The 26,039-nt window shown below is 46.5% G+C and carries 18 protein-coding genes; 10 read left to right on the top strand and 8 right to left on the bottom strand.

Features of this window, described 5'->3' with window-relative positions:
* Positions 1-25: 25 nt before the first annotated feature.
* From dusC to CA267_RS02695, 3 genes are all read left to right on the top strand, one after another.
* Positions 26-991 carry a tRNA dihydrouridine(16) synthase DusC gene (gene dusC / locus CA267_RS02705; RefSeq protein ID WP_075608904.1) on the top strand — a complete coding sequence of 322 codons (966 nt, stop codon included), beginning with the start codon at positions 26-28 and terminating at the stop codon, positions 989-991.
* A gap of 159 nt (positions 992-1,150) precedes the next feature.
* Positions 1,151-2,569, top strand: a complete 1,419-nt coding sequence (locus CA267_RS02700) for an amidohydrolase (RefSeq protein WP_075608905.1) — start codon at positions 1,151-1,153, stop codon at positions 2,567-2,569.
* Complete coding sequence (locus CA267_RS02695) at positions 2,566-3,843, top strand: amidohydrolase family protein (RefSeq protein ID WP_075608906.1); 1,278 nt, start codon at positions 2,566-2,568, stop codon at positions 3,841-3,843. The genes CA267_RS02700 and CA267_RS02695 overlap by 4 nt, the downstream gene beginning before the upstream one ends.
* Before the next feature lie 579 nt (positions 3,844-4,422).
* On the opposite strand, the gene CA267_RS02690 is transcribed toward CA267_RS02695, so the two are convergent.
* The 3 genes from CA267_RS02690 to CA267_RS02680 all read right to left on the bottom strand — a co-directional run bounded on the left by CA267_RS02690 (position 4,423) and on the right by CA267_RS02680 (position 8,806).
* Positions 4,423-5,571 carry a sensor histidine kinase gene (locus tag CA267_RS02690; RefSeq protein WP_232367592.1) on the bottom strand — a complete coding sequence of 383 codons (1,149 nt, stop codon included), beginning with the start codon at positions 5,569-5,571 and terminating at the stop codon, positions 4,423-4,425.
* Between the two features lie 104 nt (positions 5,572-5,675).
* Positions 5,676-6,389, bottom strand: a complete 714-nt coding sequence (locus CA267_RS02685; protein WP_456298157.1) for a response regulator transcription factor — start codon at positions 6,387-6,389, stop codon at positions 5,676-5,678.
* A 62-nt stretch (positions 6,390-6,451) separates the two neighbouring features.
* Positions 6,452-8,806, bottom strand: coding sequence for a TonB-dependent receptor (locus CA267_RS02680; protein ID WP_232367591.1), 2,355 nt, complete (start codon positions 8,804-8,806; stop codon positions 6,452-6,454).
* Positions 8,807-9,886: 1,080 nt separating this feature from the next.
* On the opposite strand from CA267_RS02680, the gene CA267_RS02675 reads away from it, so the two are divergent.
* Genes CA267_RS02675 through CA267_RS02660 form a run of 4 tightly spaced genes read left to right on the top strand, consistent with a single transcriptional unit; the run spans position 9,887 to position 17,426 of the window.
* Positions 9,887-12,355, top strand: a complete 2,469-nt coding sequence (locus CA267_RS02675; RefSeq protein ID WP_075608908.1) for a two-component system response regulator — start codon at positions 9,887-9,889, stop codon at positions 12,353-12,355.
* Positions 12,356-12,413: 58 nt separating this feature from the next.
* Positions 12,414-15,920, top strand: a complete 3,507-nt coding sequence (locus tag CA267_RS02670; RefSeq protein ID WP_170669009.1) for a PAS domain-containing hybrid sensor histidine kinase/response regulator — start codon at positions 12,414-12,416, stop codon at positions 15,918-15,920.
* 59 nt (positions 15,921-15,979) lie between these two features.
* Positions 15,980-16,504: an Hpt domain-containing protein gene (locus CA267_RS02665; RefSeq protein WP_075608910.1), complete on the top strand. Its 525-nt coding sequence runs from the start codon at positions 15,980-15,982 to the stop codon at positions 16,502-16,504.
* On the top strand, positions 16,491-17,426 hold the full coding sequence (locus tag CA267_RS02660) for a GGDEF domain-containing response regulator (protein WP_075608911.1): 936 nt from the start codon (positions 16,491-16,493) through the stop codon (positions 17,424-17,426). Before CA267_RS02665 ends, CA267_RS02660 begins: the two co-directional genes overlap by 14 nt.
* Before the next feature lie 252 nt (positions 17,427-17,678).
* On the opposite strand, the gene CA267_RS02655 is transcribed toward CA267_RS02660, so the two are convergent.
* Positions 17,679-18,347: an arylesterase gene (locus tag CA267_RS02655; protein WP_097349212.1), complete on the bottom strand. Its 669-nt coding sequence runs from the start codon at positions 18,345-18,347 to the stop codon at positions 17,679-17,681.
* A gap of 18 nt (positions 18,348-18,365) precedes the next feature.
* Here CA267_RS02655 and CA267_RS02650 point away from each other — a divergent pair, with 18 nt between their 5' ends.
* Complete coding sequence (locus tag CA267_RS02650) at positions 18,366-19,064, top strand: ABC transporter ATP-binding protein (RefSeq protein WP_075608913.1); 699 nt, start codon at positions 18,366-18,368, stop codon at positions 19,062-19,064.
* Positions 19,064-21,589, top strand: coding sequence for an ABC transporter permease (locus tag CA267_RS02645; RefSeq protein WP_075608914.1), 2,526 nt, complete (start codon positions 19,064-19,066; stop codon positions 21,587-21,589). Before CA267_RS02650 ends, CA267_RS02645 begins: the two co-directional genes overlap by 1 nt.
* Positions 21,590-22,023: 434 nt before the next feature.
* On the opposite strand, the gene folX is transcribed toward CA267_RS02645, so the two are convergent.
* Positions 22,024-22,386 (bottom strand): dihydroneopterin triphosphate 2'-epimerase, encoded by a 363-nt coding sequence (gene folX, locus CA267_RS02640; RefSeq protein ID WP_075608916.1) that lies wholly within the window; start codon positions 22,384-22,386, stop codon positions 22,024-22,026.
* Between the two features lie 138 nt (positions 22,387-22,524).
* On the opposite strand from folX, the gene CA267_RS02635 reads away from it, so the two are divergent.
* Positions 22,525-23,565 (top strand): AI-2E family transporter, encoded by a 1,041-nt coding sequence (locus tag CA267_RS02635; protein ID WP_075608917.1) that lies wholly within the window; start codon positions 22,525-22,527, stop codon positions 23,563-23,565.
* A gap of 37 nt (positions 23,566-23,602) precedes the next feature.
* Here the strand turns inward: CA267_RS02635 and CA267_RS02630 are convergent, their stop codons facing one another.
* Genes CA267_RS02630 through CA267_RS02620 form a run of 3 tightly spaced genes read right to left on the bottom strand, consistent with a single transcriptional unit; the run spans position 23,603 to position 25,895 of the window.
* Positions 23,603-24,937, bottom strand: a complete 1,335-nt coding sequence (locus CA267_RS02630) for an ATP-binding protein (protein WP_075608918.1) — start codon at positions 24,935-24,937, stop codon at positions 23,603-23,605.
* Positions 24,934-25,608 (bottom strand): response regulator transcription factor, encoded by a 675-nt coding sequence (locus CA267_RS02625; protein WP_075608919.1) that lies wholly within the window; start codon positions 25,606-25,608, stop codon positions 24,934-24,936. Before CA267_RS02625 ends, CA267_RS02630 begins: the two co-directional genes overlap by 4 nt.
* Positions 25,608-25,895 (bottom strand): PepSY domain-containing protein, encoded by a 288-nt coding sequence (locus CA267_RS02620; RefSeq protein ID WP_075608920.1) that lies wholly within the window; start codon positions 25,893-25,895, stop codon positions 25,608-25,610. The genes CA267_RS02625 and CA267_RS02620 overlap by 1 nt, the downstream gene beginning before the upstream one ends.
* Positions 25,896-26,039: the final 144 nt, after the last annotated feature.

Below are 26,039 nucleotides of genomic sequence, written 5' to 3'. Positions count from 1 at the left end.
CAAACTCAAGAGAATACGGTCAATAATGAAAGTAATGCTGGCCCCGATGGAAGGTGTTGTTGACCATCTGATGCGGGATATGCTTACCCAAGTCGGCGGGTTTGATATCTGTGTCACCGAGTTCATTCGAATCGTCGATCAGCGCTTACCCCATAAAACCTTCTATCGCTACTGCCCGGAACTACACCAAGGAAGTAAGACTCCGGCAGGCGTTCCGGTTCGCATTCAGCTGCTTGGGCAGCATCCGCAATGGCTGGCTGAAAATGCTCAGGTTGCAGTGGAACTTGGCTCCCCCGGCGTAGATCTTAACTTTGGATGCCCAGCTAAAACTGTGAATAAGAGTAAAGGCGGCGCAGTGTTACTCAAAGAAACCCAAACGCTTTATGACATTGTCAAAGCGGTAAGGGAAGCCGTTCCAGCTGATTTACCGGTTACCGCAAAAATTCGTTTGGGGTTTGAAGATAAAACCTTAGCTGTCGATAATGCTTGTGCAATTGCTGAGGCGGGAGCCACTGAGCTGGTTGTGCACGCGCGTACCAAAACAGAAGGCTACAAACCTCCGGCATATTGGGAATGGATTGCAAAAATAAAGGCGAAAACGTCTTTGCCAGTCATCGCTAACGGTGAGATATGGAACAGTCAGGATGCTAAACAATGTCAGCAGCAATCCGGATGCGAAGACCTCATGCTGGGGCGCGGCGCTCTGGCGATGCCCAATTTAGCCAATGCTATTAAAAGTGGCGCTACACCTATGCGCTGGGACGAAGTGGCAGATTTGCTGATACGGTATTCCGGATATGAAATCTATGGTGACAAAGGTCGCTATTACCCTAATCGTATTAAACAGTGGTGCGGATATTTACGCCGACAGTATCCGCAAGCAGGCGTATTATTTGAAGATATCAGACGTTTAAACCACGCCCAGGACATTGTAAAAATACTTGCCAGTCAATCCTCGCAGGATCGTGTCTGTTATACTAACCCACCTTGATATGTGCTCTTAGCTCATCACACATCAAGGCGGATTAGCATTAATCCGGATTTCACTTGTTAGACTTTAAAAATTTCGTTAGCTTAACGGAGTAAAATAATAAAAGGGAACGGCAGCACTCACTGCCATCATTCACCACTCTAACAAGATGGAAAACTAATGAAACACACGCACTCACGTTTAACGCTTGCGTTCGCGTGCTTGTTTTCTGTAATGGTGGCCGGTTGCGGCGATAATTCAGCAGATAAGCAGGCACAAGATGCCAAAGTGGAAATAGACTCCAATCCCTATCCCAGTACTTATAAACCGATTTCCGGTGAAGCAACTGTGATCACTAATGTCACCATTCTTGATGGAGTGGGTAAAAGAATTGACAACGGTATGGTTTATTTTGCCGATGGTAAAATTGCTGCCGTCGGTGAAACTGTAGAGTATCCAGAAGGTACTCAAGTGATTGATGGTCAGGGCAAATGGGTGACTCCAGGCATCATTGATAATCATAGCCATTTAGGCGTTTATCCTTCACCTTCTGTGGGGTCGACGTCAGATGGTAATGAGATGGTAAAGCCGGTGACACCTGGTGTATGGGCAGAACATTCTGTCTGGGCACAAGATTCAGGATTTGGCCGCGCTCTCGCGGGTGGCGTTACCGCATTACAAATATTACCGGGCTCAGGTAACCTGATTGGCGGCCGTTCAGTGGTACTGAAAAACGTACCTAACCGCACCATGCAAGACATGAAATTCCCAGACGCACCATACGGTATGAAAATGGCGTGCGGAGAAAATCCTAAACGCGTGTATGGAGATAAAGGCGGCCCGATGACGCGAATGGGCAATGTGCGAGGCTATCGTCAGGCGTGGGCAGATGCACAGGATTATCTGCGCCAGTGGGAACGCTATGATAAGGAGTACGCCGACGGCAAAAACCCGAAAGCACCTAAAAGAGATTTAGACCTTGAAACGCTGGCTGGAGTGTTAAAAGGCGATATTCTTGTCCATATGCATTGCTATCGTGCAGATGAAATGACAACTATGATTGATCTCATGCAAGAGTTTGACTACAAGATAGCGTCTTTTCATCACGCCGTTGAAGCTTACAAAATTGCCGATAAGTTAAAGGAAAACAATATCTGTGCAGCGTTATGGGCTGATTGGTGGGGCTTCAAGCTGGAAGCTTACGATGGCATTCGAGAAAACATTCCCCTTGTACATACGGCCGGAGCATGCGCCATTGTGCACTCTGATGATGAATTAGGTATTCAGCGCCTCAACCAGGAAGCTGCTAAAGCCTGGTCTGATGGCAAGCGGGCAGGGATGAATATTCCAATGGAAGACGCCTGGACGTGGTTATCCGCTAATCCAGCTAAATCCTTGGGGATTTTCGATAAAACGGGTTCATTGGAAACAGGAAAAAATGCCGATTTGGTATTGTGGAATGGCAATCCCTTTTCTACTTATACAAAAGCAGAAAGAGTTTACATTGACGGCGGTTTAGCTTATTCGCTGGACGATAAAATGAGCTGGCCAGTGAGCGATTTTGAATTAGGTCAAGTAGGTGAAGGAGACGCCAAATGAAAAAGCTTCTTGCAGTTATCGTTGCAGTTGCAATGAGCGCGTCAGCGTCGGCAGAGAATACCGCTATAGTAGGGGGTAAAGTTTTTACCCAGACTAACCAAGGTATACTTGAAAGCGCCACTGTACTGATCAAAGACGGAAAAATTGAGAGAATAACCGAAGGTAATACGGTACCGGATGGTTACACGAAGGTAGATGCTACAGGTAAAGTGGTGACGCCAGGTTTGGTGGGCGCGCTTACTTCATTAGGGCTGGTAGAGGTGTCTTCGTGGGCGGGATTAGTTGATGCTTCTGTCGAGACAACGCCTATTTCTTCTACTGGCGCAGCAATGGATGTCAGCTATGCGATAAATCCAGATTCGACGCTAATCGGTGTCTCTCGCCTGGAAGGCGTGACATCGGCAGCCACTACTATGGAAAGCACCGAACAGCTATTTCATGGCCTGGGGGCAGTAATAAGCCTTAACGACAACACTGATATTTTGAAGTCGAAAGCGTTTATGGTTGTCAATGTCGGTGGTGATGGTGCTGAAGAAACGGGGGGTTCCCGCGCGGCACTATGGGTGACGCTTGAGCAGGTACTAAGTGAAGTTACGTCGGTAAAAAATATTCCCGGCCCTGGGTCTGAATGGCATGGACTAACCACAAGAGCAGATTTGGCAGCGCTGAAAGGTGTTGTTGCCGGCGATATTCCGTTATTTATGCAAGCCGATCGCGCTGCTGATATTCGTCAGATAATTGCGTTTAAAAAGCGCCATCCCAGCATTAATATTGTGTTGCTTCATGGTGTTGAAGCATGGCGGGTTGCAGATGAATTGGCAGCAAATGATATTCCGGTAATCATCGACCCTCAGCTTAACTTGCCAGGTAACTTTGAACAACTGGGTGCAACCTTGGCTAACGCTGGCCGTCTGGAAGCCGCTGGGGTTACCATTGCAATTGGTATGGAAACCCACAATATTCGCCTGGCAACGCAGCACGCGGGAAATGCCGTTGCTAACGGACTTTCTCATGAAGCTGGTATTGCTAGCTTGACCTCAGGTCCTGCAAAAATTTTAGGGCTTGAAAAGCAGGTAGGAACGTTGGCACCAGGTAAACGTGCTGATGTTGTTATCTGGAGCGGCGACCCACTGGAAGTAACAGAAGTGGCGGAACAGGTTTATATCAATGGTAAAGCTATCGATATGACATCGCGACAGACAAAACTGCGGGAACGTTACCAAACTTTGCAGATGCAGGGTGGAAGTATGCCATCTCATTACATTCGAAAATAGAATGATGAAGTAGTAGATTAAAAACGCCACCAATTCGTTGTGGCGTTTTTTTTGTTTGTTCGCTAAAGATAAGATTTTGAAAACCACTTTTGTAGCCGACAGAACAATGCAGCAAAAATTTTCTATTGTAATAAACAGATTTGATCTGACAATTCTTTGATTATGGTTTGAACGGGACTGGCAGGCGCCTAGGCGCGAAGCGGTGATCCGATGAATGTCTAATGACCACTCCAATTACTGCGAATGCGGGCAGTGGAAGCGTTAATAACTTTAATTTACTAAAGTGCGTCATTTCTTCGGCTTGTTCCACAGTTATCAATGTTAATATTTTCGTTTGTGTGCGATTTCATAAACCTCATGTTTATATGTATAACCTTCATCATTTACAAGAAAAGCCTGAATAGTGCTTGAAGCGAGCCTGAGTTACGTAATTTTATTTACCCAACAATTAGCCGTAATGCTAAAAAGATAATACGACCTCTCATGTACTTTGCGATACGGGGACGAGATCACCCTTTTTCGCCTCTCCATGATTATTCATGTCTTGAACAATCATGCTGTGATGATGGTCTGCCATCGTCACCACGAAAGACGGGCCACTACACTTTTCTCATCGGCGAGCAGCGAAAATGACCAGCCATTGCGCTCACACAACCGTTGCACGATACCCAGGCCCAAACCATACCCGTGTGACGATGCTTCGTTCGGCGTGTGCTGCTCATCTGCGTCACCGTTTACCTGATTGGTGACTAAGAGCTCGTGCTCTTTAATACGAATCGTTATCGGCCCCTGCCCGTCGAGCGTGTGCTCGAACGCATTTCTCACCAGGTTATTCACCGCGATAGAAAAAGCCTGTGGGTGTCCGCTAACTTTGGGTGTTGCGAGTTCGTCGATATCAACATCAACGAGTTTACGGCTCAGCAGGTAGCGTTGCTGATCTATCGCTTTGCTCACCAGCGGCATCACTAAAAACTGCTCGTCATACAACCCGTCATCGGTTTCGCGAGCGAGGCACAAGAACATTTCAATTGTGGTTTTCATGTCGAGCGTCGCACGCCTCACCCGATCCAGCGCCTTCACATCGGTCTCTAACAACTTGCTTTGTTCCAGCAGCTCAAGTGCGCCGGTTATCACCGTGATGGGCGTGCGCAATTCATGACTGGCTGAATCGGTAAAGTATCGCTCCCTTTCAACAAATGCGCTGATGCGCTCAAGAGTCTTCTCAATAGTTTCAGCGAGTACGCCAACCTCATCATCGCCGAACCGGCCAGACTCTATGCGTTTATAATCTTCGGCCGATAGATGTTCCAGGTCAATGGCCGCGACCGCTTTGGCGAGTTGCGCCACAGGGGCGACAGCTTTGCGCATCACAACAACGCCAAGCGCGAAACCAAAAGTACCGAGAGTCCCCACGACACCGCTGATAACGAGCAGCAACCACCAATCCTCTGACGATGCAGCCTCAATCCCGGCAACATCGAACACCACAAAAGCGTGTCGCTGATCTTTACCGGCAGGTGGCTTTTCATTCTCGATAGATAGCACTGCAACATGCAACTCTTCGGATTCGAATTCGTACAATCCCTCATCAGGGTTGGTTTGCGCCCATTCCCTGAGTGATTCCGGCAAACTACTAACGTTATTGTACGCGCGAAGGTTGCTTGCCAGAAAGGGATAGCTATCGGCGGCACGCTGCAACTGCTGCGTCAGCACTCGGTCTTCGCTCAACCTGATTGCAGCGAAGAAAGCGATTCCCCAGGCCACGCTGAGTACAGCAACGCACATTGCAAAAGCAAATGCGACACGCTTGCGCAAACTGTGCCGGTACATTACTAAGCATCCTCTGAAATTCGGTACCCGATGCGATGCACCGTATGAATTAGCGGACTTTCGAACGGCCTGTCGACAGCCTGCCGTAGCTTATACATGTGCGAACGGAGCGCATCACCGTCGGGGGGCTCGTCAGCCCACAACAAGGTTTCAAGAGCATCGCGAGCCACAACAGACGGCGCCTCTTCCATCAAGCGTTGCAGTAGCTTCATACCAGTAGGGTTGAGATCGACTCGCCGCCCCGAACGATGGACTTGCAAGGTCGACTTGTTCAGCGTCAGATCACCAACAGTTAACAGGTTGTCGGTTTTCCCGTGACTGCGTTTGTAGAGCGCTTGCAGTCGCGCGTGCAGCTCTTGTAACGCGAATGGCTTGACTAAATAGTCATCGGCTCCCGCCTCGAACCCTTTGAGTTTATCGTCAAGCGTGTCTCTCGCCGTTAGCATAAGTACAGGCGTTTGTACTTTGGCGTCAACTCGCAGCTTTTGCCAAAAACTTAAGCCATCCATCCTCGGCAGCATCAGGTCCAGAACAATAACGTCAAACGGATTCGTCAATACCAGATGCATCGCGCTTATACCGTCATAGGCAAAATCAAGAATATAACTATGCTTTTCTAGATATGCGGCAATGTTCTCGCAAATGTCGCGGTTGTCTTCCACAATCAGCGCCCTTATGGGCGCTGTGCTAAGTGCGTGTAACATCTTTGCTGCCATCCCTTATCAGACCCTTGCCAAGCCCCTTACCAAGCCCCTTACCAAGCCCCTTACCAAGCCCCTTACCAAGCATAATCCAGCCGCAGACCAATCAGAGGCTCCGCTTCGCTTTCGTCTTTCACTTCAACGCCCCGGCGGTAGTCAAACTCGGTGTCGTCGCTTGAAGACGCTGCCGTTACGTTAATCACATCAAGAAAAGCTGTGACATCTATAGGGCCAAACGCACGCCGATAGTCAACGACGTTCACTATGCTGGAACTGCCTTTGCGACCAACATTACGCTCAGTGATCTCTTTCGAGTAGCGTAACGGTTCTCCCGGACCCAATACATCTGTGTGAATAATAAAGACGTCATCTGGTCTGCCGGAAAGATATTTGTAGCGCCCGGCGACTTTCCAGCGGTCACTGATCTCCCAGGTCAGGCCGAGGGTAGCCACATGCTCGCGGTTAAATTCAGCGGCTACGTCACCGCGCCCGTCTTTGCGGTCAATTTCAGCATCGTTGTATGAATAGGTTACGGTAGCGTAAAGGCCTTCGCGGATTGTACCGTTGATCACAACATCGACGCCGTATGATGAGCCGTCACCAATGTTGGCAAAGGTTCCGCTTGTCCGATCAAGGTCTACCACCAGGTCGTCGAGTTTTTGGTAATAAGCCTCCGTTAACACCGACCAGTTGTTGTTCACAAAATACTTAAACCCGACACTACCATGGGTGATTTTTTCATTCTTTAGGTCGTTTTCCTCGTTAGCGGCCAGCTCTAAAAACCGTGGTGACTGATGAAAAAGCCCTGCGGTGGCAAAATATCTGACCGTTGTACCCGGCTGCCAGTTAACGCTGAACCTCGGCGAAGCAAAGCTTTCGTCGGCAAAACCGTCCCGTTCAACCCGTAAGCCAGTGCCAATATTCCAGTCACCGAGCTCAAAAATCTGATCGACGTAGCCCGCATAGCTGGTTTCTTTCTGATTCACAGAAGAGTTGATGTTCTGAGGGGTCAGCACAATAAAACGCTGGTCCGGGTCTGGTCTGAAATCATCGTTATCAAAGACAAATCGAGTCCAGTCGCCATCTAACACGGTGTTGTAGTCCAGTTCAATTTGCGTTACCCGAACACCGGCACTGAAGATACCCCATTGATTCCCCGTTTCATAATCGCTTCGCCAGCCGATCTCGGTTTCATCTTCACCAATGGTTATAATGTCCTCCCGCACCGGGAAATCAGACGCGGGCGTGCCCTCTGGTACGAGATCTGGAAATGCTTCACCCTCTGAACTGATCTTGTCGCTTGCGCGGTAGTAAATCTTGTTGGTCCAGGTAGCTGTTTCACCGACTAACGATCGCAATGTAAGACCATACAAATCACTATCTTGTTCAGAATTCTGAAGCGCAGCATCTTCGAAATTTGGCGATTCGAAGACGTGCGATACGCCGCGGGTATAGTCTTCGTGTGTATCCATCAGGAGAATTTCGAACGTGTGGTTCTGGTTGACGGGGATGACCGATTTTACGATGACGTCTCTTAAGACTGGCTCCCCAATATCCAGTTCTTCAATAGTTTCAAACAAAGCACCGAAGTCCAGTCGCCGGGCAGAAACGAGCATGGTTGCGTCTTCGGTTATACCGACAGGGCCGTCGTAGCCAACTTCATAACCCGCAAGGTCGAGGCGCAGACTTGCTGATGGGCTGGGATTACCATCGGCGACTTCCAGTTTTAGCAGCGATGCAGCACGGCCGCCATAAGCCGGCCCCCATCCACCCGGTGAGAACTCTGCTCCGCTGATAACGTTAGGTGCAAAAATCGAGAAACGGCCACCACCACCGACATCTTCCTCTTCACCCAGCGTTGCATCAAAGTGCACAGCTTTATCAAAGGGAAAGTCATCAACAAATAACAAATTATCTCTTGGGCCACGGCCGCGTACACTAAAGCTTGCGAATTCACTGGCGGATGCCAGACCAGGTAATCCGTCCAGCGAGAGGAGCGGATCTGCGCCGCCGCCCACGGCGCTTCGCAACGCTTCTCTGTCCAGATAGATGCTGGAAGCTGATGCAAATGCATCAGTTTGCCTACCCAGAACCACCATTTTCTCAATTTCGAGCTCTTTAAGTTTGAAGGCTATCCTGATATTTTTGCGCGTAACCACGCGAATGCTAGGCTCATACAACGAGGCGAACCCGCTTTTGGCTACGTTCACCGAGTAGAGACCCGGGTCGAGCCGGTCAACAACGATGCGACCTTGTTCGTCGGTTTCTAACGTTTGCGTGGAAGAGGTTTCCCGTTCCTTTATCGTGATCTGCACGCTTGAGAGTGGCCGGTCAGTATTCTGATCTTTGACTATGACAGTCAGCGCACTAGGCGCCTCTGCTGCGTGGTAAAAAGTGGAAAGCAGATCAGGAGCGCCCACAGAGTTAACCACGATATCTGTCTTATGTGCCTGCTCATATTGCTATCCTCCGATGAACGACCATATTATTTAATGGAAACACTGGGAGGTTAGCAAAGCCAATGTGACTAAAACGTCGCTGCAATGTGAGCGCTACATCAGAGCGAGGATTTGCAGCCGCGTCAACTCACAAAAAAACCATACTATCTAACGCGGCGAAAATTTGCTTCGGTAGCAATGTATACGCCACACATTATTCTACATTTCAATCGACATCAATTACTTAGATGCCGAATGATGCGGTGTGCAGCACCTAAAGGAAAAGTAACCAAGAATCTAATGAACTCCGCCGAGCAACTTCCGTCGCAGACATATTAATAATATTTAATCCACATCTGAGATACGTCATACCTGTTTCCATTCTGTCAGTTCATCAGATTTACAGTGGGAGAGTAATAAAGCTTCATATTGAGCGTTAGAAAGTCATGTAAAAAGAGTGTAATCGAGTGGCTTGCTGAATGAAGTCGTTAGTTGCAAAGACATTATGGGCATTTCGGTTTTTACACAGAGTGCGTTGCCACTATTTCACCAGATACTTAATAGCTGCTTTTCCAAAGTGGTTCTCATACTCAACTGGTGAAAGCGGATCATCTAAACCACGCCGGCACCTTACGTTTTAAAAACTTTCCTATACCAAAGGTACCGCTGGCCTCCGATTTACTTGCAACTCATGGTAATACTCGTTCTGACAGGCTACTTAAGAGTATCATCAAAAGGCAATTGTTCTCTTATCATTGCTTAACCAGGAGTGATGCGATTACTATCTTAGATGGACATTTAGATCGATTGTAACTGAAAATCGAACACGAACTGGTTCGCTTTTTCGTCAGTCAGTATGGGCAAGACCAATCTCGACAACTAAAAAGGCGCTTTGAAATTTTCTATAGTGTTCGGCTATGGGTAATATCGCAACTTCAAGCTCAGTCGGTTTGGTTTTTGCAATTAGTCGCCTAATATTTATATAAATGGCTGAGTGCTAAGGGAATGCAGCGATGTCTCGCGGTTCGGATGGAGTATACTGTTAGCATAGCTAAACCGTAAGGATGTGTATGCATGTTTTTGGAAGATCAAGCTTTACCCAAAATATTATTGGTTGATGATCAACCTACTGTGATTCATCAATTAAATAATATTGTAAAGGATTTTGGGAAAACTTACTTTGCAACCAATGGGCGTTCTGCTCTGGAAATGGTTCACCAGCATAAACCAGATCTAGTACTACTAGATATCGAAATGCCTGATTTCAATGGTTATGATGTTTGTCGAGCTATCAAAGCAATCGATGAATTCGCAAATATCTCCATCATCTTTATCACCAGTCGTGTTGATCCAGCTTCAGAAGTTATTGCACTTGAGTTGGGGGGTATAGACTTTATTTCTAAACCCATAGTGCCGGAAGTGGTGCGTGCACGGATCAAAAATCATCTTTCGTTAGCTCGTCAGCGTCAAGAATTACAACGAGTATCCGGTGAATTGGGGTTTTTAGTATCCTCTCTTCCCGTCTTTGTTGCTTACTGGGATGCGCAGCTAAACAATTTGTTCTGTAATGATTCTAAAGGGAGCTGGTTTGGTATAGAAGCATTACAAATGCGAAATATGGCTTTGCGATCGGTAGTGGGAGGCCAGATTTATCATCAAATTATACAATCATTAGATCAATCTGTTTTACAGGATATTCCCTCGTTCGATATTAACATTGTAGCTGCAGATGGTCGCAGTGTGGTAGGGCAAGTAGCGTTGGCCGGATGGAATTTTGATCCCGGCGCGTCGGGATATCTCATGGTAATTACCGATATTAGCGAACGTAAACAAGCTGAACAATGTCTTGAGGAGGAAAAGGAGCGTATTCGTACCACCTTGAATTCTATTGGTGATGCGGTCATCGCAACAGATACCCAAGGGCGCATCACCCTGCTAAATCCTGTTGCCGAGGAACTAACAGGCTGGAGTGCGGCCCGTGCAATTGGTAAGCCTATCGAAGCGATTATGCAGCTAACTGATGGTGAAGCTGGCCCACCTGTCCAAAATCCTATCCGCTTGGCGCTGGAAGAAGAGCGACCGGTGGGTATGGCGTTAAACACTTTTTTATCTAACCGACTAACTAAGAGCATCGGCGATGACGTCACCGCTGCGCCCATTGTGGATCAAGATGGCAATATCACAGGGACAATTATTGTTTTTCATAATGTGAGTGAAGCGAGGGCCATGGCGACAAAAATGACGCATTTGGCTCACCACGACCCATTGACCAATTTACCCAATCGCACTTTGCTGTATGACCGTATACAGCAAGCGCTTAATAGCTGCCACCGAGAGGGAAGTGTCGTAGCGCTATTTCTTCTGGATATAGACCACTTTAAGGCAATAAATGATGTGCATGGCCATGTGGTGGGCGATAACCTGATAAAGCAAGTTGCGTTAGCGTTAGCGGAAAAGCTTCGCGATGGCGATACCTTATGTCGTCAAGGCGGCGATGAATTTATCATGCTCTTTCCCCGTATAGAGTCCACAACCTGTGTCACGCAGGTGGCGGAACGCTTATTAGACGTATTTGATCGAACCTGGACCGTCGACGAAAATGCGTTTCGCTTAACCGCGAGTATTGGGATAAGCCTGGTACCAGATGATGCCGAAGACGTAGAATCTCTTTACCGCCACGCTGATGCGGCCATGTATTCCGCAAAAAGTGCAGGCCGAAAGCAGTTTTTGTTTTATAGTGCGGATATCGAATCCAAATTGCAGTTACACCGAATGCTGGAAGCAAATTTAGTGGATGCTTTAGCAAACAAGGCATTCGAAGTTTTTTACCAGCCCAAAATTAATGTGCTTGATGGCAAAATAGTCGGTACTGAAGCTTTAGTTCGGTGGCGTCAGCCAGATGGCTCCTTAACCAATCCTGCATCCTTTATTCCGCTTGCCGAGGAAACGGGTTTGATTATTCCTCTCGGGAAGCTGGTTCTAGCGCAAGCATTTAAACAAGCGTCAGTCTGGCAGCAGCAAGGCTTTGATCTGCGTGTTGCGGTTAACATCTCAGTCGTGCAATTTGAAGATGACAACTTTCTGGCAATGTTGGATGAAATAGTTCGCGAGACGGGCGTTACTGCCTCTTTAATAGAAATGGAAATTACGGAAAGTCTATTGGTTAAAGATGTAGAGCGGGTAAACAGCATTTTCGCTGCATTAAATACACGAGGATTTAGAATCGCTTTGGACGATTTTGGCACTGGCTATTCCAACCTTTCTTACATTAAGAACTTTCCTTTTGATGTGCTAAAAATTGATCAGAGCTTTGTGCGTAATATGTTGGGCAGTCAAGTAGATCAAAATATAATTCAAGCAATTATCCAGCTCGCGCAAGGTATGAATTTACGTTTGATAGCTGAAGGCGTGGAAACCATTGAACATGTGCAAGCGCTTCAAGCAATGGGGTGTGAAGTAATGCAAGGTTTTTATTACAGTCCTCCCTTGCCGTTAGCCGATTTCAACCGTTTGCTCACTCGGCGTATCTCACTGCCTGAATGAATGGATAGAGATGAATGAAAAAAAGATAACAAGACTATCCATTTACCTTTGGATATTTGTGAGCGTATTAATACCGATTCTATTTGCGTCGGTCGTCACTTGGCGGGTGGTTGAAAGCAAAAAATCAAATTTGAACAGCATAGTCAGCGGACAGGCTGACCAGTTAATGGCAAAAATGGTAGAGCGCGTCACGCTTTATCAATATGGTTTACGTGGAGCGCGAGCGTTTGTACTTTCGCAGGAAACAAGCGTTGGATTGACCAGATCCGGTTTTTATAATTATTCTGTTACCCGGGATAATGCCATAGAATTTCCTGGCGCTCGCGGCTTTGGGTTCGTTCGCCGGGTTCCGTCAACGGAAGTAGCTCAATTTCTCCAGCGCGCGCAAGCAGACAATTTCCCGGATTTTGCCATCCGCCAGTTGCAGCCGTACGACGAAGAGCATTACATCATTCAATACATTGAACCTGTTGATGATAATCGAGCTGCCGTAGGATTGGACATCGCATCCGAACATCATCGTCGTACCGCAGCGCAGCGGGCGATAGAGACCGGGGAAGCACAGCTAACTGCGCCTATCACACTGGTACAGGCCACCGGAAGCCCTCAACAATCATTTTTATTATTAATGCCAGTTTATCGAAGTTGGGTTACTCCTTTGGCGCCAGCCGACCGCTGGCAAGAAGCGATAGGTTGGACTTACGCGCCCTTGTTAATGAAAGAAATTCTAGGTAGCGTAAAAGTGAACTCTGAGCACTTTCGTTTGCAATTAAGCGACACAACGGATTCTACCAATGTAGATGTATTCTATGCATTAAATGAAGGGAGTAGTTTTGTCGGGGAGCAGCGTCGCTCAGCAACCGTTTTTGGTCGCACCTGGACATTGGAGCTAAGTGGGACGCCACAGCTGAGCAAGAGCTTATATGCGCTTCACCCCGCGATGGTCTTTGCTATTAGCGTGGGCGCAGGTGCTGTTGTCTGTGTCTTGATTATTATGCTGCTAAGTTATTGGCGCGCACGCAGTGTTTTATTCCAGCAAAGATCGCGCTTGGCATCGTTTGTCGAGGGTTCTAGTGATGCAATCATAGGTATAGATTCTAACGGTAGTATTCGCTCATGGAACAGAGGCGCAAAAGAGACTTTCGGTTTTGATGTCGAGGAAGTGCTGGGAAAACAGGTAGCCGGTTTACTTGTACCCATAAGATTGGAAACAGAAGATCTACGCCTGCTCCAACAGCTGCGGGAAGGTAAGCGCGTAGTAAACTTTGTCACTCATCGCCAGCGAAAAGATGGTGATGAGTTTGATGCACTGATTAGTGTCGAGCCCGTTTGTGATGATAAACAGCAGGTCATCGGGGGCTCGTTAACAGTAAGAGATATTTCGCCGATAAAGCGCGCTGAGCAGGATTTAGCGGCGCTTAATTCTAAACTGGAAGAGCAGGTTGAATCGCGTACGCAAGAGCTATCAAGTTCCTTAGCGCAAAATCAATCCCTGCTAGAGATTCGAAATTCGATACTAACTAGCTCACCTTTAGCTATTATTGCTACAGATAATGAAGGGTTAATAACTCTCTTCAACCCAGCAGCGGAGCAAATGCTCGGTTATAGCGCTGAAGAAACGGTCGGGTTGCATACGTTAGCAATATTTCATGATGTTAACGAAGTGATTAGTCGAGCTAAAGAATTTTCAGAAGAGCTTGGCGAAAACATCGCACCCGGTTTCGATGTTTTCGTGGTCAAGTCACATTATAATTTGCCCAATGAGAATGAGTGGACTTATATTCATAAAAATCAGTCACGCATACCTGTTTTACTTTCAGTCTCGACATTGTCCGATTCGCAGGGAAAAATTAATGGGTACCTCTGCATGGCCGCTAATATTTCGCAACAACAATTAGACAAGAAAAACCTGATTGACGCGAGAAACGCTGCTGATACTGCAAATAATGCTAAGTCCCAGTTTTTAGCCAATATGAGCCATGAAATTCGCACACCGATGAATGGCGTATTGGGAATGTTGAGTTTGATCAAGCGAACCCCACTTAGCAATCAGCAGTCAGATTATCTCGCTAAGGCTGATTCTGCAGCCAGATCTTTGTTGGAGATCTTAAATGATATCTTAGATTTTTCTAAAATTTCCGCCGGGCAAATGGTTCTGGATCCTACCGAGTTCGACTTAGAAAGTCTGCTAGCCGAGCTCGGGGTTATTCTTGCTGGAAACCTGAATGAAAAGCCGGTAGAGGTGGTGTTAGATCTTGATTGGCAGTTACCCCATTTGGTGATAGCAGATCGGTTGCGCTTGTTGCAGGTACTAATTAATCTTGCAGGTAACGCATTAAAATTCACAGAAATTGGTCACGTTATTGTGCGTTTGTCACTACTACAAAAAAGCATTGACAGTATTGATATGCGCGTCGAGGTAGAAGATACCGGCATAGGTATGTCTGAACAACAGCAGGCACAATTGTTTCAGAGCTTTGCGCAAGCAGAAGCATCCACCACCCGTCGCTACGGCGGAACCGGGTTAGGTCTTGTTATCAGTAAACGGTTGCTGGAGTTGATGGGCAGTGAGCTAAAGTTAATAAGCGCCCTTAATACCGGGAGTCGATTTTGGTTTGACTTAACCTTGCCGTACCAGGCTAATTACGTTAACGCCGCTTCTGATCTTGTTGAAACTATTTCTCGCTACAAAGTGTTAGTGGTGGATGATAGTCTGCTCATGGCTGATCTTTTACATGAAGGTTTAACACAAAAAGGCTGGCGTGTGGTTAAAGTTTATTCCGTAACTGCTGCGCTTGAGGCAATAGAGAATTCATATCAGTCAGGCGAGCCATTTGATGTGGTATTGATGGACTGGAATATGCCTTTTATTAATGGTACTGAGGCTTGTAGAAGAATTCGGCTTCCAGAATTGCCCCTAATAATTATGATTACCGCACATGAAAGAGAAATGCTTAGCGAAGTGGAGCAAAAGGACCATCAACTTTTTGATGAACTAATCGTCAAGCCTGCCACTATTACTAAAGTCCATAAACAGCTTTTGACATGTTTGCTCGGCGAAGAACCCGTATCGACTTTAGACAATACACAAGCTTCTGCGGCAGTTCCCCTGCTTGAGGGGGTGAAAATTCTGGTAGTCGAGGATAACGAACTCAATCAACAGGTCGCATTGGAATTATTAACGCAGGCCGGCGCTATTGTTAGTCTGGCATCCTGTGGATTGGAAGGGGTGGAAAAAGCCATGAGCCAAAATCACTCTTTTGATCTGGTGTTAATGGATATCCAGATGCCTGACATAGACGGTCTTGAAGCAACTAGGCGTATTCGTGCTCATAGAAGCTTGGCTCAACTCCCAATCGTAGCCATTACTGCCAACGCCAGTGATAGTGACCGTGCAGCTTGTATCGAGGCCGGAATGAATGACCATATCGGCAAGCCGTTTGATATGCATAAGCTGGTGCCATTAATTAGGCATTACACTGGGTTGGAGCGTGCAGGTGAACTATCTCGTGAATCAATGTTGCATAACAACCGGAAGAAACTCGACTCACTAACGTTGAATTAACAGAGCCCGTTGCCACCATACTCTTTCGCTTTAATTATAACCGCGAGCTGGCTGCAAGAATGCGTGACCGCTTTGGTAAAGAAGTAAATGAATTGATAGGAAAAATGGAAGCATCTATTCAGGCTAAGAATCAAATAGAGTTAACGTCTGTGTTTCATTCGATAAAAGGTGTAGCTGCAACACTAGGTGCTGTTCGTTTAGCTGCTCTCGCAGCCGATTTGGAAGCCCAGGGCCGTAAGGGTGAGTGGATACCAGAAGAAACTATTTACTTATTACGCGGTGTAGTTAATCAAAGCGTATCAGCATTAGAGCAACTGGACTTCAATGCAGAAAGAGTGAAGGTCAAGGTAACGTTGACGTCAGAACAATTGCAATCTTTACTGGACCAAATTGACTCCTATTTAGCAGAGGACAATATGAGTGCCGTTACACTCGCAGAAAACTTGGTCGCAGTGCATGGAGATTGTGTCGAAGTTAATACATTTTATGAACAAGTAGAATCGTTAGATTTTCCCACCGCGCGACGCACTCTAAAAATAGTCAAAGAAACTTTACTTAATGGGAACAGTCATGAGACTAGATGAAGCCGAACAAGGTGAGGTGCTTACACCAAAGAGGGAGAAGCCAAGATTGTTGGTGGTAGATGACCAGGCGGTAAACGTTCGTTTAATTTACGATTTGTTTCAATCTGAGTTCTCCGTCTTCATGGCTACAAACGGTGAGATGGGGCTTGCCAAATCAAGAGAAATAATGCCTGACATTATTCTATTGGATGTTGTAATGGACGGATTAAACGGATACGACCTATGCCGCCAATTAAAAGCTGATGAAACTTTAAAGCATATTCCAGTCATCTTCATAACCGGCCAATTTAACGAAGAGGATGAGGTGTACGGATTTAAAATGGGGGCCGTTGATTTCATTCATAAACCAATTAATCCTGTTATCACCAGAGCTAGAGTGATGACTCACATGCAGCACAAACTACAAGCAGATATATTGCGTAATATTTCGATGCTGGATGGGTTAACTAACATCGCCAATCGACGCCATTTTAACGCAGAAATTGAGCGCATGTGGCGTAATTGTGCGCGAGAGCAGCAGACTCTTTCGCTGATTATAATCGATATCGATTATTTCAAACAGTATAACGACCATTATGGGCACTTAGCGGGGGACTCGGTTTTGCGAAAAGTAGCCGAATCTGTGACAGCGGCGATTAAACGCCCGCAAGATTTGGCTGCCAGGGTAGGGGGTGAGGAATTTGCACTTTTATTACCCAACACTCCGGAGGAAAACCTATGCGCAGTCCTTGAACGTCTTTTCACAAATATCCGCGTGTGTGATATTGCACATGACAAATCGCCTTTGGGAAAACTATCCGTTAGTGCGGGCTGTTCGAGCGTCATACCAAAAAACACAGAAGACACAAGTACACTTTATAAACGTGCTGATACTGCACTCTACCGTGCCAAACAACAGGGTAAAAATCAATACGTTTTTTAAGGAGTGGGTATACAGAACATTAAAATAGCAACGGTTATTCTGATTATCTTGATTATGTCATTTTCGCCGTAGCTAAATGTTAGCCCAAATACTGCAGCCGGCTTTATTTAACTATATGTATACGGTTACTTGTGGTTAGTAGAGACAGATTGCCTTAGCAACGGTAAATATAGCAGCATCCTGCCGAACCGCTTTGAATCTTTGCTGCACGTACGGCTCAACTCTCTACAGTGCAGCAAAGTGTATCGGTTTTTAATCAGTAATAAGCGGCGACAGTTTCATGTGCATATATTCTGCAATAAGGGTTTGCGCTTCGGCATTCGGATGAATACCGTCTTTTTGCATTAGCTTTTTATTCAGGGCAATATCTTCAAGAAAGAACGGAATGATGGCAACTTCCTCTTCTTCTGCTATCTCATCAAAACTGTCAGCAAACATGCGAGTATAGCGTTTGCCATAATTAGGCGGAATTTCCATATCCTGAAGAATGACTTCAGCACCTGCCTCTTTTGCCATAGTCACCATTTCCCGCAGGTTTTTTTTCATACCAGCAATCTGGTTTCCTCTTAACCCATCGTTACCTCCCAGTTCAATGAATACATGAGAAGGCTGGTGTTGATCGAGTAATCGGGGTAAACGGGACAGAGCACCGTCTGTCGTCTCGCCGCTTATCGCAGCATTTACTATTTCAATCTTACGCTGCTCGTCGTACCACATATTTTGTAACAAACTAACCCAACCTTCTTGTTGCTGTAACCGATAAGCTGCACTTAGGCTGTCACCTACAACTAAGAGTTTGAATTTTGAAGAAGTTTGCGTTGGTGTCTCGGCGGCGTAGAGTTGATCTGAAACTATTCCCACCTGTAAAACTAGTAAGAGTAAAATTCTTTGAATATGGCGACGACTTTGAAAAACAATCACAAGCGTGAACACTCCTTTATGATTAAAACCAAGCAACTCAGCAAAATTGTTACTACGAGTGAAGGTGAACTGCAGATCCTTCAGCCAATCTCTTTTGAAGTCAAGGCGGGTGAGTCGATTGCGATTGTGGGTGCGTCAGGTTCCGGAAAATCTACGCTGCTCGGTTTGCTGGCTGGTCTTGATGAAGTTTCCGATGGAGAAATCTGGCTCGATGGTGAACCGCTTCACACGATGAACGAAGAGGCAAGAGCGCAGCTTCGGGGGGCAAAAGTTGGATTTATTTTTCAAAGTTTTATGTTGGTGCAAAGTTTAACTGCCATCGAAAATGTAATGCTGCCCGCGGAGATTGCCGGTATGAAAGATGCGCGGCAAAAGGCAAAAACAATTTTGGAGCAGGTTGGCTTAGGGCATCGCGCTCATCATTTTCCAAACCAGCTATCAGGCGGCGAACAACAACGTGTGGCCATTGCTCGCGCTTTCATCGGGCAACCAAAAATTTTATTCGCAGATGAGCCCACAGGAAACCTGGATGCGGTCAATAGTGAGAAAATTGAGAAGCTGTTGTTTCAATTAAATCAGGATATCGGCACCACTTTAGTACTGGTAACTCATGACAGTAATCTGGCAAAGGAGTGTGAGCGTCAATTAACTATGCAAGCGGGTTCATTATCAGAAACCACAACGGCGGTGTCGTCACCTGAACAAGAGGTAGTCTGATGTCGACATCGTTTAACCTTGCCTGGCGATTGTTTCGTCACGAGGCGCGCCGCGGTGAACTGACGATTATTTTGGTGGCTATTGTGCTATCGGTAGCGGCAGTGTTGTCGCTGTCACTTTTTAGTGAACGCCTTCAGGGGGCATTAACAGAACGATCTGCCAGTTTCCTTGCTGCCGATAGCCAGTTACGTTCAAGCCAGCCGATAGATGAAAACTGGCTGACGGCGGCAAATTCGCAACGGTTGAAAACCGCGCAACAAATTGCTACCCGCTCAATGGCATTTGGCGGTCAAAATATGTCGCTCATTGATTTACGAGCAGTAAACGCCGCTTACCCCTTGAAGGGAAAAATTCAGGTTGCAGATGCCCCGTTTGGTGATGAGCAGGCGGTGACTGAGGTACCTGAGCCGGGCAGCGCATGGATTGACTCGCGTCTATTTCAGTTGCTGGATGTCAAAATTGGTGACGCCATTGAAGTGGGCGACGCCACACTTACCGTTAGTCGGGTGCTGTCTGAAATTCCGGATGCGGGATTCAGTATTTTTACTACCGATCCTATTGTGCTGATGCGAATGGAGGATATCGCTGCTACACATGTCACCGGCCCTGGAAGTCGAGTTACTTACAAGTCATATTTCACCGGCGACCCTGCTGATATAGAAGCTTTTTATGAGACGATACGCCCGCAGTTGGATGACGAAATTCATGACTGGCGATCGGTTGCAGATGATGATTCACCAGTAGGACGTTCCGTTGCTCGTGCTGAACGATATTTTTTGTTGGCAAGCTTACTGGCAATTGTTCTGGCGGCAGTATCTATTGCCGTTGCAGCGCAGAGATACAGTCAGCGGCATTACGACCCCGTCGCCATTATGAAAACCTTGGGGGCAAGCCGAACTATGATCCGCCGCATTTATACATTCCAGATTCTGCTTATCTCCACGTTAGGAATCATACTGGGAATCGTCGCGGGCTTCGCTATTCAACAGCTTGTGGTTTGGGCTCTGGCGGATCGCGTTGATGTCTCTTTTTCAGTATGGCATTGGCGCCCAGTCATCATCGCCATATTTACCGGAGCGGTGTGCGCTATATTGTTTTCTCTTTACCCGTTACTTCGTTTGTTCTCGGTCCCCCCCCTTCGGGTATTGCGCCGGAGCATGGATGCTGGACTGCGCTCGCGCACTCTGCAATTTGGTGTGGCAGGGGGCGCTGTGTTGTTGTTGATGTGGGCCTACAGCCGGGATATCGAGATAAGCTTGATACTGTTTTTATCAGGTATTGCTTTAGTTCTGGGGTTACTGGCAGTGACATTCGGCCTGATTTCGCTTGGCAGGAAACTAGGCGCAGGAAGAATGGGGGCGTGGCAACTGGCATGGGCGAGAATACAACGCCGCGCGATGGACAACAGCGTGCAGCTGATCAGTTTTTCCATCACCATCATGTTGCTGCTGGTGGTATTAGTAATGCGTAACGATATGGTTGAGCAGTGGCGCGCTCAGTTACCTGAAGGTACACCGAATTACTTTCTAATTAACATTACGGGCGCCCAAAAAGATTCGCTGGCCGATCATTTTGCGCAAAACGATGTTGCTATCAATCATTTTTACCCTGTAGTGCGGGGGCGTTTTGTTGCTGTCAATGAAGAGCGAGTAAATACAGAAGTATCCAAGGAAGAAGAAGGTGGCTCCCGGGAAGGACGAGATGGCCTTGGTCGGGAAGCCAATTTAACCTGGAGCGATTCATTGGAGCGGGGCAATAAGCTTGTCGCAGGAGAGTGGCATGGCGATGCTGCCAACAATCCTGAGGACGGAATTTATCCGGTCTCTGTGGAATCAGAAGTTGCTGATCGGCTAGATATTGAATTAGGCGATATTCTTACCTTCAATATCGGCAGCGAAATCGTCAATGCGAAAGTCACCAGCCTGAGGGAAGTCAACTGGCAAACGATGCAGCCAAACTTTTTCTTTGTACTCTCGCCCGAGGCCATGCAGGCGTTTAGCCCTACCTATATTACCAGTTTCTTTTTACCGCAGGAGCGCAAATCTGAACTTACAGGCTTACTGCAACCCTTTGCATCAGTCACGCTGTTTGATGTGGATGCACGAATCAACCAGTTGAGAGGAGTTGTCGACCAAGTGTCGCTGGCCGTGGAATTTATTCTGGTGCTGGTGCTGGCGGCGGGAAGTTTAGTACTTATTGCTCAAGTTCAGGCGAGTATGGATGAACGGCAGCAGGAACTTGCGATCCTGCGAACTTTGGGTGCCAAAGGGCGACTTATCCGTTTAAGCGTAATATATGAATTTATCATCATCGGAGTGGTAGCCGGTTTTATGGCGGCGCTGGCAAATGAGCTAACCTTGTATATGTTGCAAACTCAGGTATTCGATATGGAAGCCGCGTTACATTTACGTTATTGGGTAATTGCACCGTTAGCGGGTGCTATAGTTGTCGGCATACTTGGTGCTATTGGCTGCTGGCGTTTGTTGGCACTTAATACAACGGAACTTTTGCGCCGCATGGTCTAAAGAGATTGAAAACAGGCAAAGGACGTTAACCTTGAAGTAGCGGTAGCCGGTGAGGCTATTGCTACCGATGTTTTTCGTTAACTGCTTTCTTAAGATGGTTTATCCTCAGGATTAAAAAGAATAGCGCCGCTCAGATTATGCTTGTGTATGGGAAAAACATTATCTGCAGATGTGTCTAAATAACGGTTGCGCACTATGAGTTATGACGAGGACACCATATTTGAATACGCTGTAAACTTGTTCTTGGGGCTGCTGTGCAGCATCCATGCTGCTGCACAGCGCCTGCTGCACAGCGCCTGCTGCACAGCGCCTGCTGCACAGCGCCTGCTGCACAGCGCCTGCGGAGGGTTTTGTCTGACATCCTCGCTTTTGCCTTTTCATGTGTAACACACTTACGAAAAGCTATTTAATATAACAGCGCGTGTTTGCTCTGCTTATTTATTGCAGGATAACGTCAGTGAGACGGAATCTGAAAACCGCAATGCATGGGGTTTATCCACTTCTACTTGTGCATACGTTACCCAAGCATGTTCAGCCGCAATAGCAAGTACATCGGCGGTAAGTTTTTCCAACAACGAAAACCGGTTATCTTCAACCAGTTTAATGATGCTTTTGGTAATGACTTTGTAATTCAGCGCATCGCCCATGTCGTCTGTGCTGGTAGCCTGATGAGCGTCGTAATGGATGGTGACATTTACCACAACATCCTGTTTATTTCTGACTTCTTCTTCATTAATTCCGATATACGTGCGCAGCCTCAGATTTTTAATTTTTATTGTAGCCTGGTTCAGATTCATAGTTTTCTCTTTTCGGTCTGAAATCTTACAAATACCTTTCTTATTATAGAAGTGAAGATCCAAATATAAGTTGGAACAGGTATCTCTCTTAGCATAAATTTGATAGTTTGTTTTCTGGAATTATTTAACTAAAAGTTTATGGAATTAAAATCTCCTACTGCCAAAACGCTCATCGTTCTTGCCTGCTTAGTTGTTGTTCTGGCGGGAATTAAGGCTGCCAGCGACATCATGGTGCCATTTTTCCTTTCTGGATTTATTGCTATTGCTTGTAGCCCTATTATCAACCGTGCCACTCGACATAAAATACCACGATGGATATCTGTGACTCTAGTCATACTGCTTATTTTGGTGTTTGGCTTTTTACTTGCCGGTTTGGTAGGGCAGTCAATGGCAGAGTTTCAGGAAAACCTGCCACAGTATCGGCAAACGCTGGATTCGGAATTTTCGTGGGTAATTCAAAAGCTTGCTTTAATGAACATCCACATTAACCGGGATTTTGTCATTTCTTATTTTGATCCCGGAATGGCCATGTCTGTCGCCACCAACTTTATTAGTGGCATGGGAGGGGTGCTATCTAACCTTTTTCTAATTTTACTCACTGTAATTTTTATGCTGTTTGAAGCAGACAGCATTCCGGCACGTTTGCATATTGCGTTGTCCGATCCCGAAATGAAAATACAGCATATTGATAAATTTATGCGCTCCGTTAACAACTATCTGGCAATTAAAACTGTAGTTAGCTTAGCGACGGGGCTTTTCATCGGTGTCTGGCTGTATTTCATGCAAATTGACCACTTTCTGCTGTGGGCAGTCCTGGCTTTTATGCTCAATTACATTCCGAATATTGGTTCCATACTTGCGGCTGTTCCGGCAATACTCATAGGGTTTGTTCAGTATGGTCTTGCTTCTGCCGGGCTAGTCGCATTGGCCTTTTTGCTGGTAAATACCATAATGGGAAATATGGTAGAGCCTCGTTTGTTGGGGCGCGGAATGGGACTTTCTACGTTGGTTGTTTTTCTGTCACTGATATTCTGGGGGTGGCTGCTGGGAAGCGTGGGTATGCTGTTGTCTGTGCCTTTGACGATGGTAGTTAAAATTGCTCTGGAATCCAGAGAAGAAAGTCGTTGGTTAGCCATTTTACTTTCCAGCGCTGGAGAAAAAGAGCATAGAATACTGTAATCACAGGTTTCCTTGTCTAATAAATCAAGCGCGCCCGCTAGTGCTCTTGAAAAGGAAATTGGATGACAATTTTCGCCCCGCCAAGGGGCGAATCCTGGATAGTAAGCCGGCCTTCATAAATACTCACCAGATCACTGACCACCGCCAGACCTATGCCTTGTCCTTCAGTATAAGTGTCTAATCTTTCACCACGTTTAAGTAGCAAGGTTTTCTGATGCTGAGGAATACCGGGTCCATCGTCTTCTACAGCGAAACCGGCCCAGCGGCCCTGTCTAAAAAGTGAAACGTGAATACGTTGTCTGGCGGCTTTACTGGCATTGTCCATAACGTTACCCAGTATTTCCATCAGATCTGTTTCATCACCTTTAAATAACACCGGCACTCTTTGCTCGATGGTGATTTGCAAATGCTTATGACGATACACTTTTTGCATGGCCGACTTAAGTTTCTCGACGCTGGGAAGCACCGCAATGGGAGGCTGCCAACCGGTATTTCCCGCCGTAGCACGCTTAAGTTGTCTTTGTACAAGCTGATTAATCTGGAAAAGCGCGTCTTTGGCTTCTTCGGGAAGTGAATTGGCTCCCAGCGCTACGGCGAGCGGAGTTTTAAGGCTGTGTGCTAAATCTCCTAAGCTGTTTTTGTAGCGACTGCGTTGCTCGGCCTCAGCATGTAGCAACTGATTGATACTGGTTTTAAGGCCATTGAACTCCACCGGATAATTGTGAGTTAACTGCTTTTGTTCGCCATTAGCCGTGTGACGAATTTCCTTGATTAACACCCGAACTGGCGCAAGCACCACATTCGTGCCAATAATCAATAACGCGAGCAGGCTGACTGCCAGCAGTAGCATCCACCGCCATACCGCGCTAAGAAAAGCGTCGCGCTCCGTGTTGAACTCGGTTTTATCGTTAAATATATAAAAATGTACGGGTTCAAAATCACTTTCTGCAGCAAATTCGGCAGTAAAAGCGTAGGCGAAATAGGCGCGGGATTCATCAAATGGCGCGTGAAAAAATTCTAAAAAATAGTCGTCTCCGACGGCCGGTGGCGGGGGAGGCTTTTCAATACTATAATGCAGGGCGGAAGCAGATTGCCACACTACATTATTGCGGAAGATAATAAGCCCAACATAACCTGAATCTGGTAGGTTAAGCTGCTCTTCGTAAAGTAAATCCGGCATGGAAGGAATGGCACCGTCCAGCTCGAAGGCAGAGACCAGCGCCAGATTCATGAGCTTTAATTCGCTTAGTTTTGCTTGGGTTAAACTTGTGGTGTACGCTTTGTCCAACGTAAGAACCGTAACAGGAATAAACACAGCCAGCGCCAGGATCGCCAGCATAATACTGCGAACGCGAAGGGACAGTCCCTTCATAATTGGCGATTGATCCTGTATCCACGTCCCCGCAGCGTTTCAATGGGTTTGAGTGTGCCGTCAGGATCAATTTTTCTGCGCAGACGACCAATGAACACCTCAATCACATTGCTGTCCAAATCAAAGTCCTGGTCGTAAATATGTTCAGTAAGTTCAGTTTTCGATACAACCTTTTGCGGATTCAGCATCAGGTACTCCATTACCTTGTACTCATAGGCAGTAAGATCTAATCGTGACTCGTGCAGCAGCAGCTCTTCACTTACGGTATCTAAGGAGAGCGGTCCAAACTGAATAACAGGGTTCGCCTGGCCAGAGGCGCGGCGAATTAAGGCCTTTACCCGGGCAAGTAATTCTTCGTTATGAAAGGGTTTGGTTAAATAATCATCGGCGCCCGCGTCCAATCCTTCAACTTTTTCCTGCCATCTATCCCGGGCAGTAAGAATTAAAACCGGACATTTGACATCATGTTGCCTGGCCTGACGAATGACGTCGAAGCCATCGAGTTTAGGTAAACCAATATCAATAATCGCGAGATCATAGGAGTATTCTTTTAGTTGGAATAATGCATGTTCGCCGTTATCCGCTAAATCGACGCTATAACCATGTTGTTGCATTAATGTATCTAACTGGGTGAGGAGACGACTATCATCCTCGGCAACTAATATTCGCATTACCGATCTGAATCCTTGTCTTGAGGTGATTGTACTTGGCCGGAACGTTTATCCACATCCACTGAAACCACGCGGCCAGATTTTTTTAACACTTTCACGCGGTATTTATTGCGCGACTGATCAACCCGTAGCACGCGGCCATTTTCTTTTTGTTTCGCCCGTTCTGCAGCTTGGGCTTTGTCAACGCGAGCAGACTGAGCGTCCTGATTTTGCTGCGCCATTACAGGTAAAGCCGGTAAACTTATCAAGCTTATTAATAGAACTAGTCGCGACAATACCTTATACATACTTCCTCTTTTGCAATGCAACTGCTACGTGGTTTCTGAGAGATAACCGGTTAGCATGTAAACCAGCATAACCTACGCAAATGAACATTGCCTGAACCTAAGTAAAGTTTGTTTTCATTATTCGATGATTTTACGGCAATGCCA

Origin of the sequence: Alteromonas pelagimontana (genome assembly GCF_002499975.2) — a bacterium.
GTDB classification, from domain to species: domain Bacteria; phylum Pseudomonadota; class Gammaproteobacteria; order Enterobacterales; family Alteromonadaceae; genus Alteromonas; species Alteromonas pelagimontana.
The sequence above is the reverse complement of the archived record's forward strand: the minus strand, read 5'-3'. Positions and strand labels throughout refer to the sequence as shown.

Excerpts from the sequence above, each read along its gene's own strand:
- dusC (WP_075608904.1), top strand. The coding sequence starts at position 26 with ATGAAAGTAATGCTGGCCCCGATGGAAGGTGTTGTTGACCATCTGATG.
- CA267_RS02685 (WP_456298157.1), bottom strand. The coding sequence starts at position 6,389 with ATGGCAGCAAAGATGTTACACGCACTTAGCACAGCGCCCATAAGGGCG.
- CA267_RS02695 (WP_075608906.1), top strand. The coding sequence starts at position 2,566 with ATGAAAAAGCTTCTTGCAGTTATCGTTGCAGTTGCAATGAGCGCGTCA.
- CA267_RS02660 (WP_075608911.1), top strand. The coding sequence starts at position 16,491 with ATGAGACTAGATGAAGCCGAACAAGGTGAGGTGCTTACACCAAAGAGG.
- CA267_RS02650 (WP_075608913.1), top strand. The coding sequence starts at position 18,366 with ATGATTAAAACCAAGCAACTCAGCAAAATTGTTACTACGAGTGAAGGT.
- CA267_RS02635 (WP_075608917.1), top strand. The coding sequence starts at position 22,525 with ATGGAATTAAAATCTCCTACTGCCAAAACGCTCATCGTTCTTGCCTGC.
- CA267_RS02620 (WP_075608920.1), bottom strand. The coding sequence starts at position 25,895 with ATGTATAAGGTATTGTCGCGACTAGTTCTATTAATAAGCTTGATAAGT.
- CA267_RS02675 (WP_075608908.1), top strand. The coding sequence starts at position 9,887 with ATGTTTTTGGAAGATCAAGCTTTACCCAAAATATTATTGGTTGATGAT.
- CA267_RS02700 (WP_075608905.1), top strand. The coding sequence starts at position 1,151 with ATGAAACACACGCACTCACGTTTAACGCTTGCGTTCGCGTGCTTGTTT.
- CA267_RS02630 (WP_075608918.1), bottom strand. The coding sequence starts at position 24,937 with ATGAAGGGACTGTCCCTTCGCGTTCGCAGTATTATGCTGGCGATCCTG.
- CA267_RS02625 (WP_075608919.1), bottom strand. The coding sequence starts at position 25,608 with ATGCGAATATTAGTTGCCGAGGATGATAGTCGTCTCCTCACCCAGTTA.
- folX (WP_075608916.1), bottom strand. The coding sequence starts at position 22,386 with ATGAATCTGAACCAGGCTACAATAAAAATTAAAAATCTGAGGCTGCGC.
- CA267_RS02645 (WP_075608914.1), top strand. The coding sequence starts at position 19,064 with ATGTCGACATCGTTTAACCTTGCCTGGCGATTGTTTCGTCACGAGGCG.
- CA267_RS02665 (WP_075608910.1), top strand. The coding sequence starts at position 15,980 with ATGCGTGACCGCTTTGGTAAAGAAGTAAATGAATTGATAGGAAAAATG.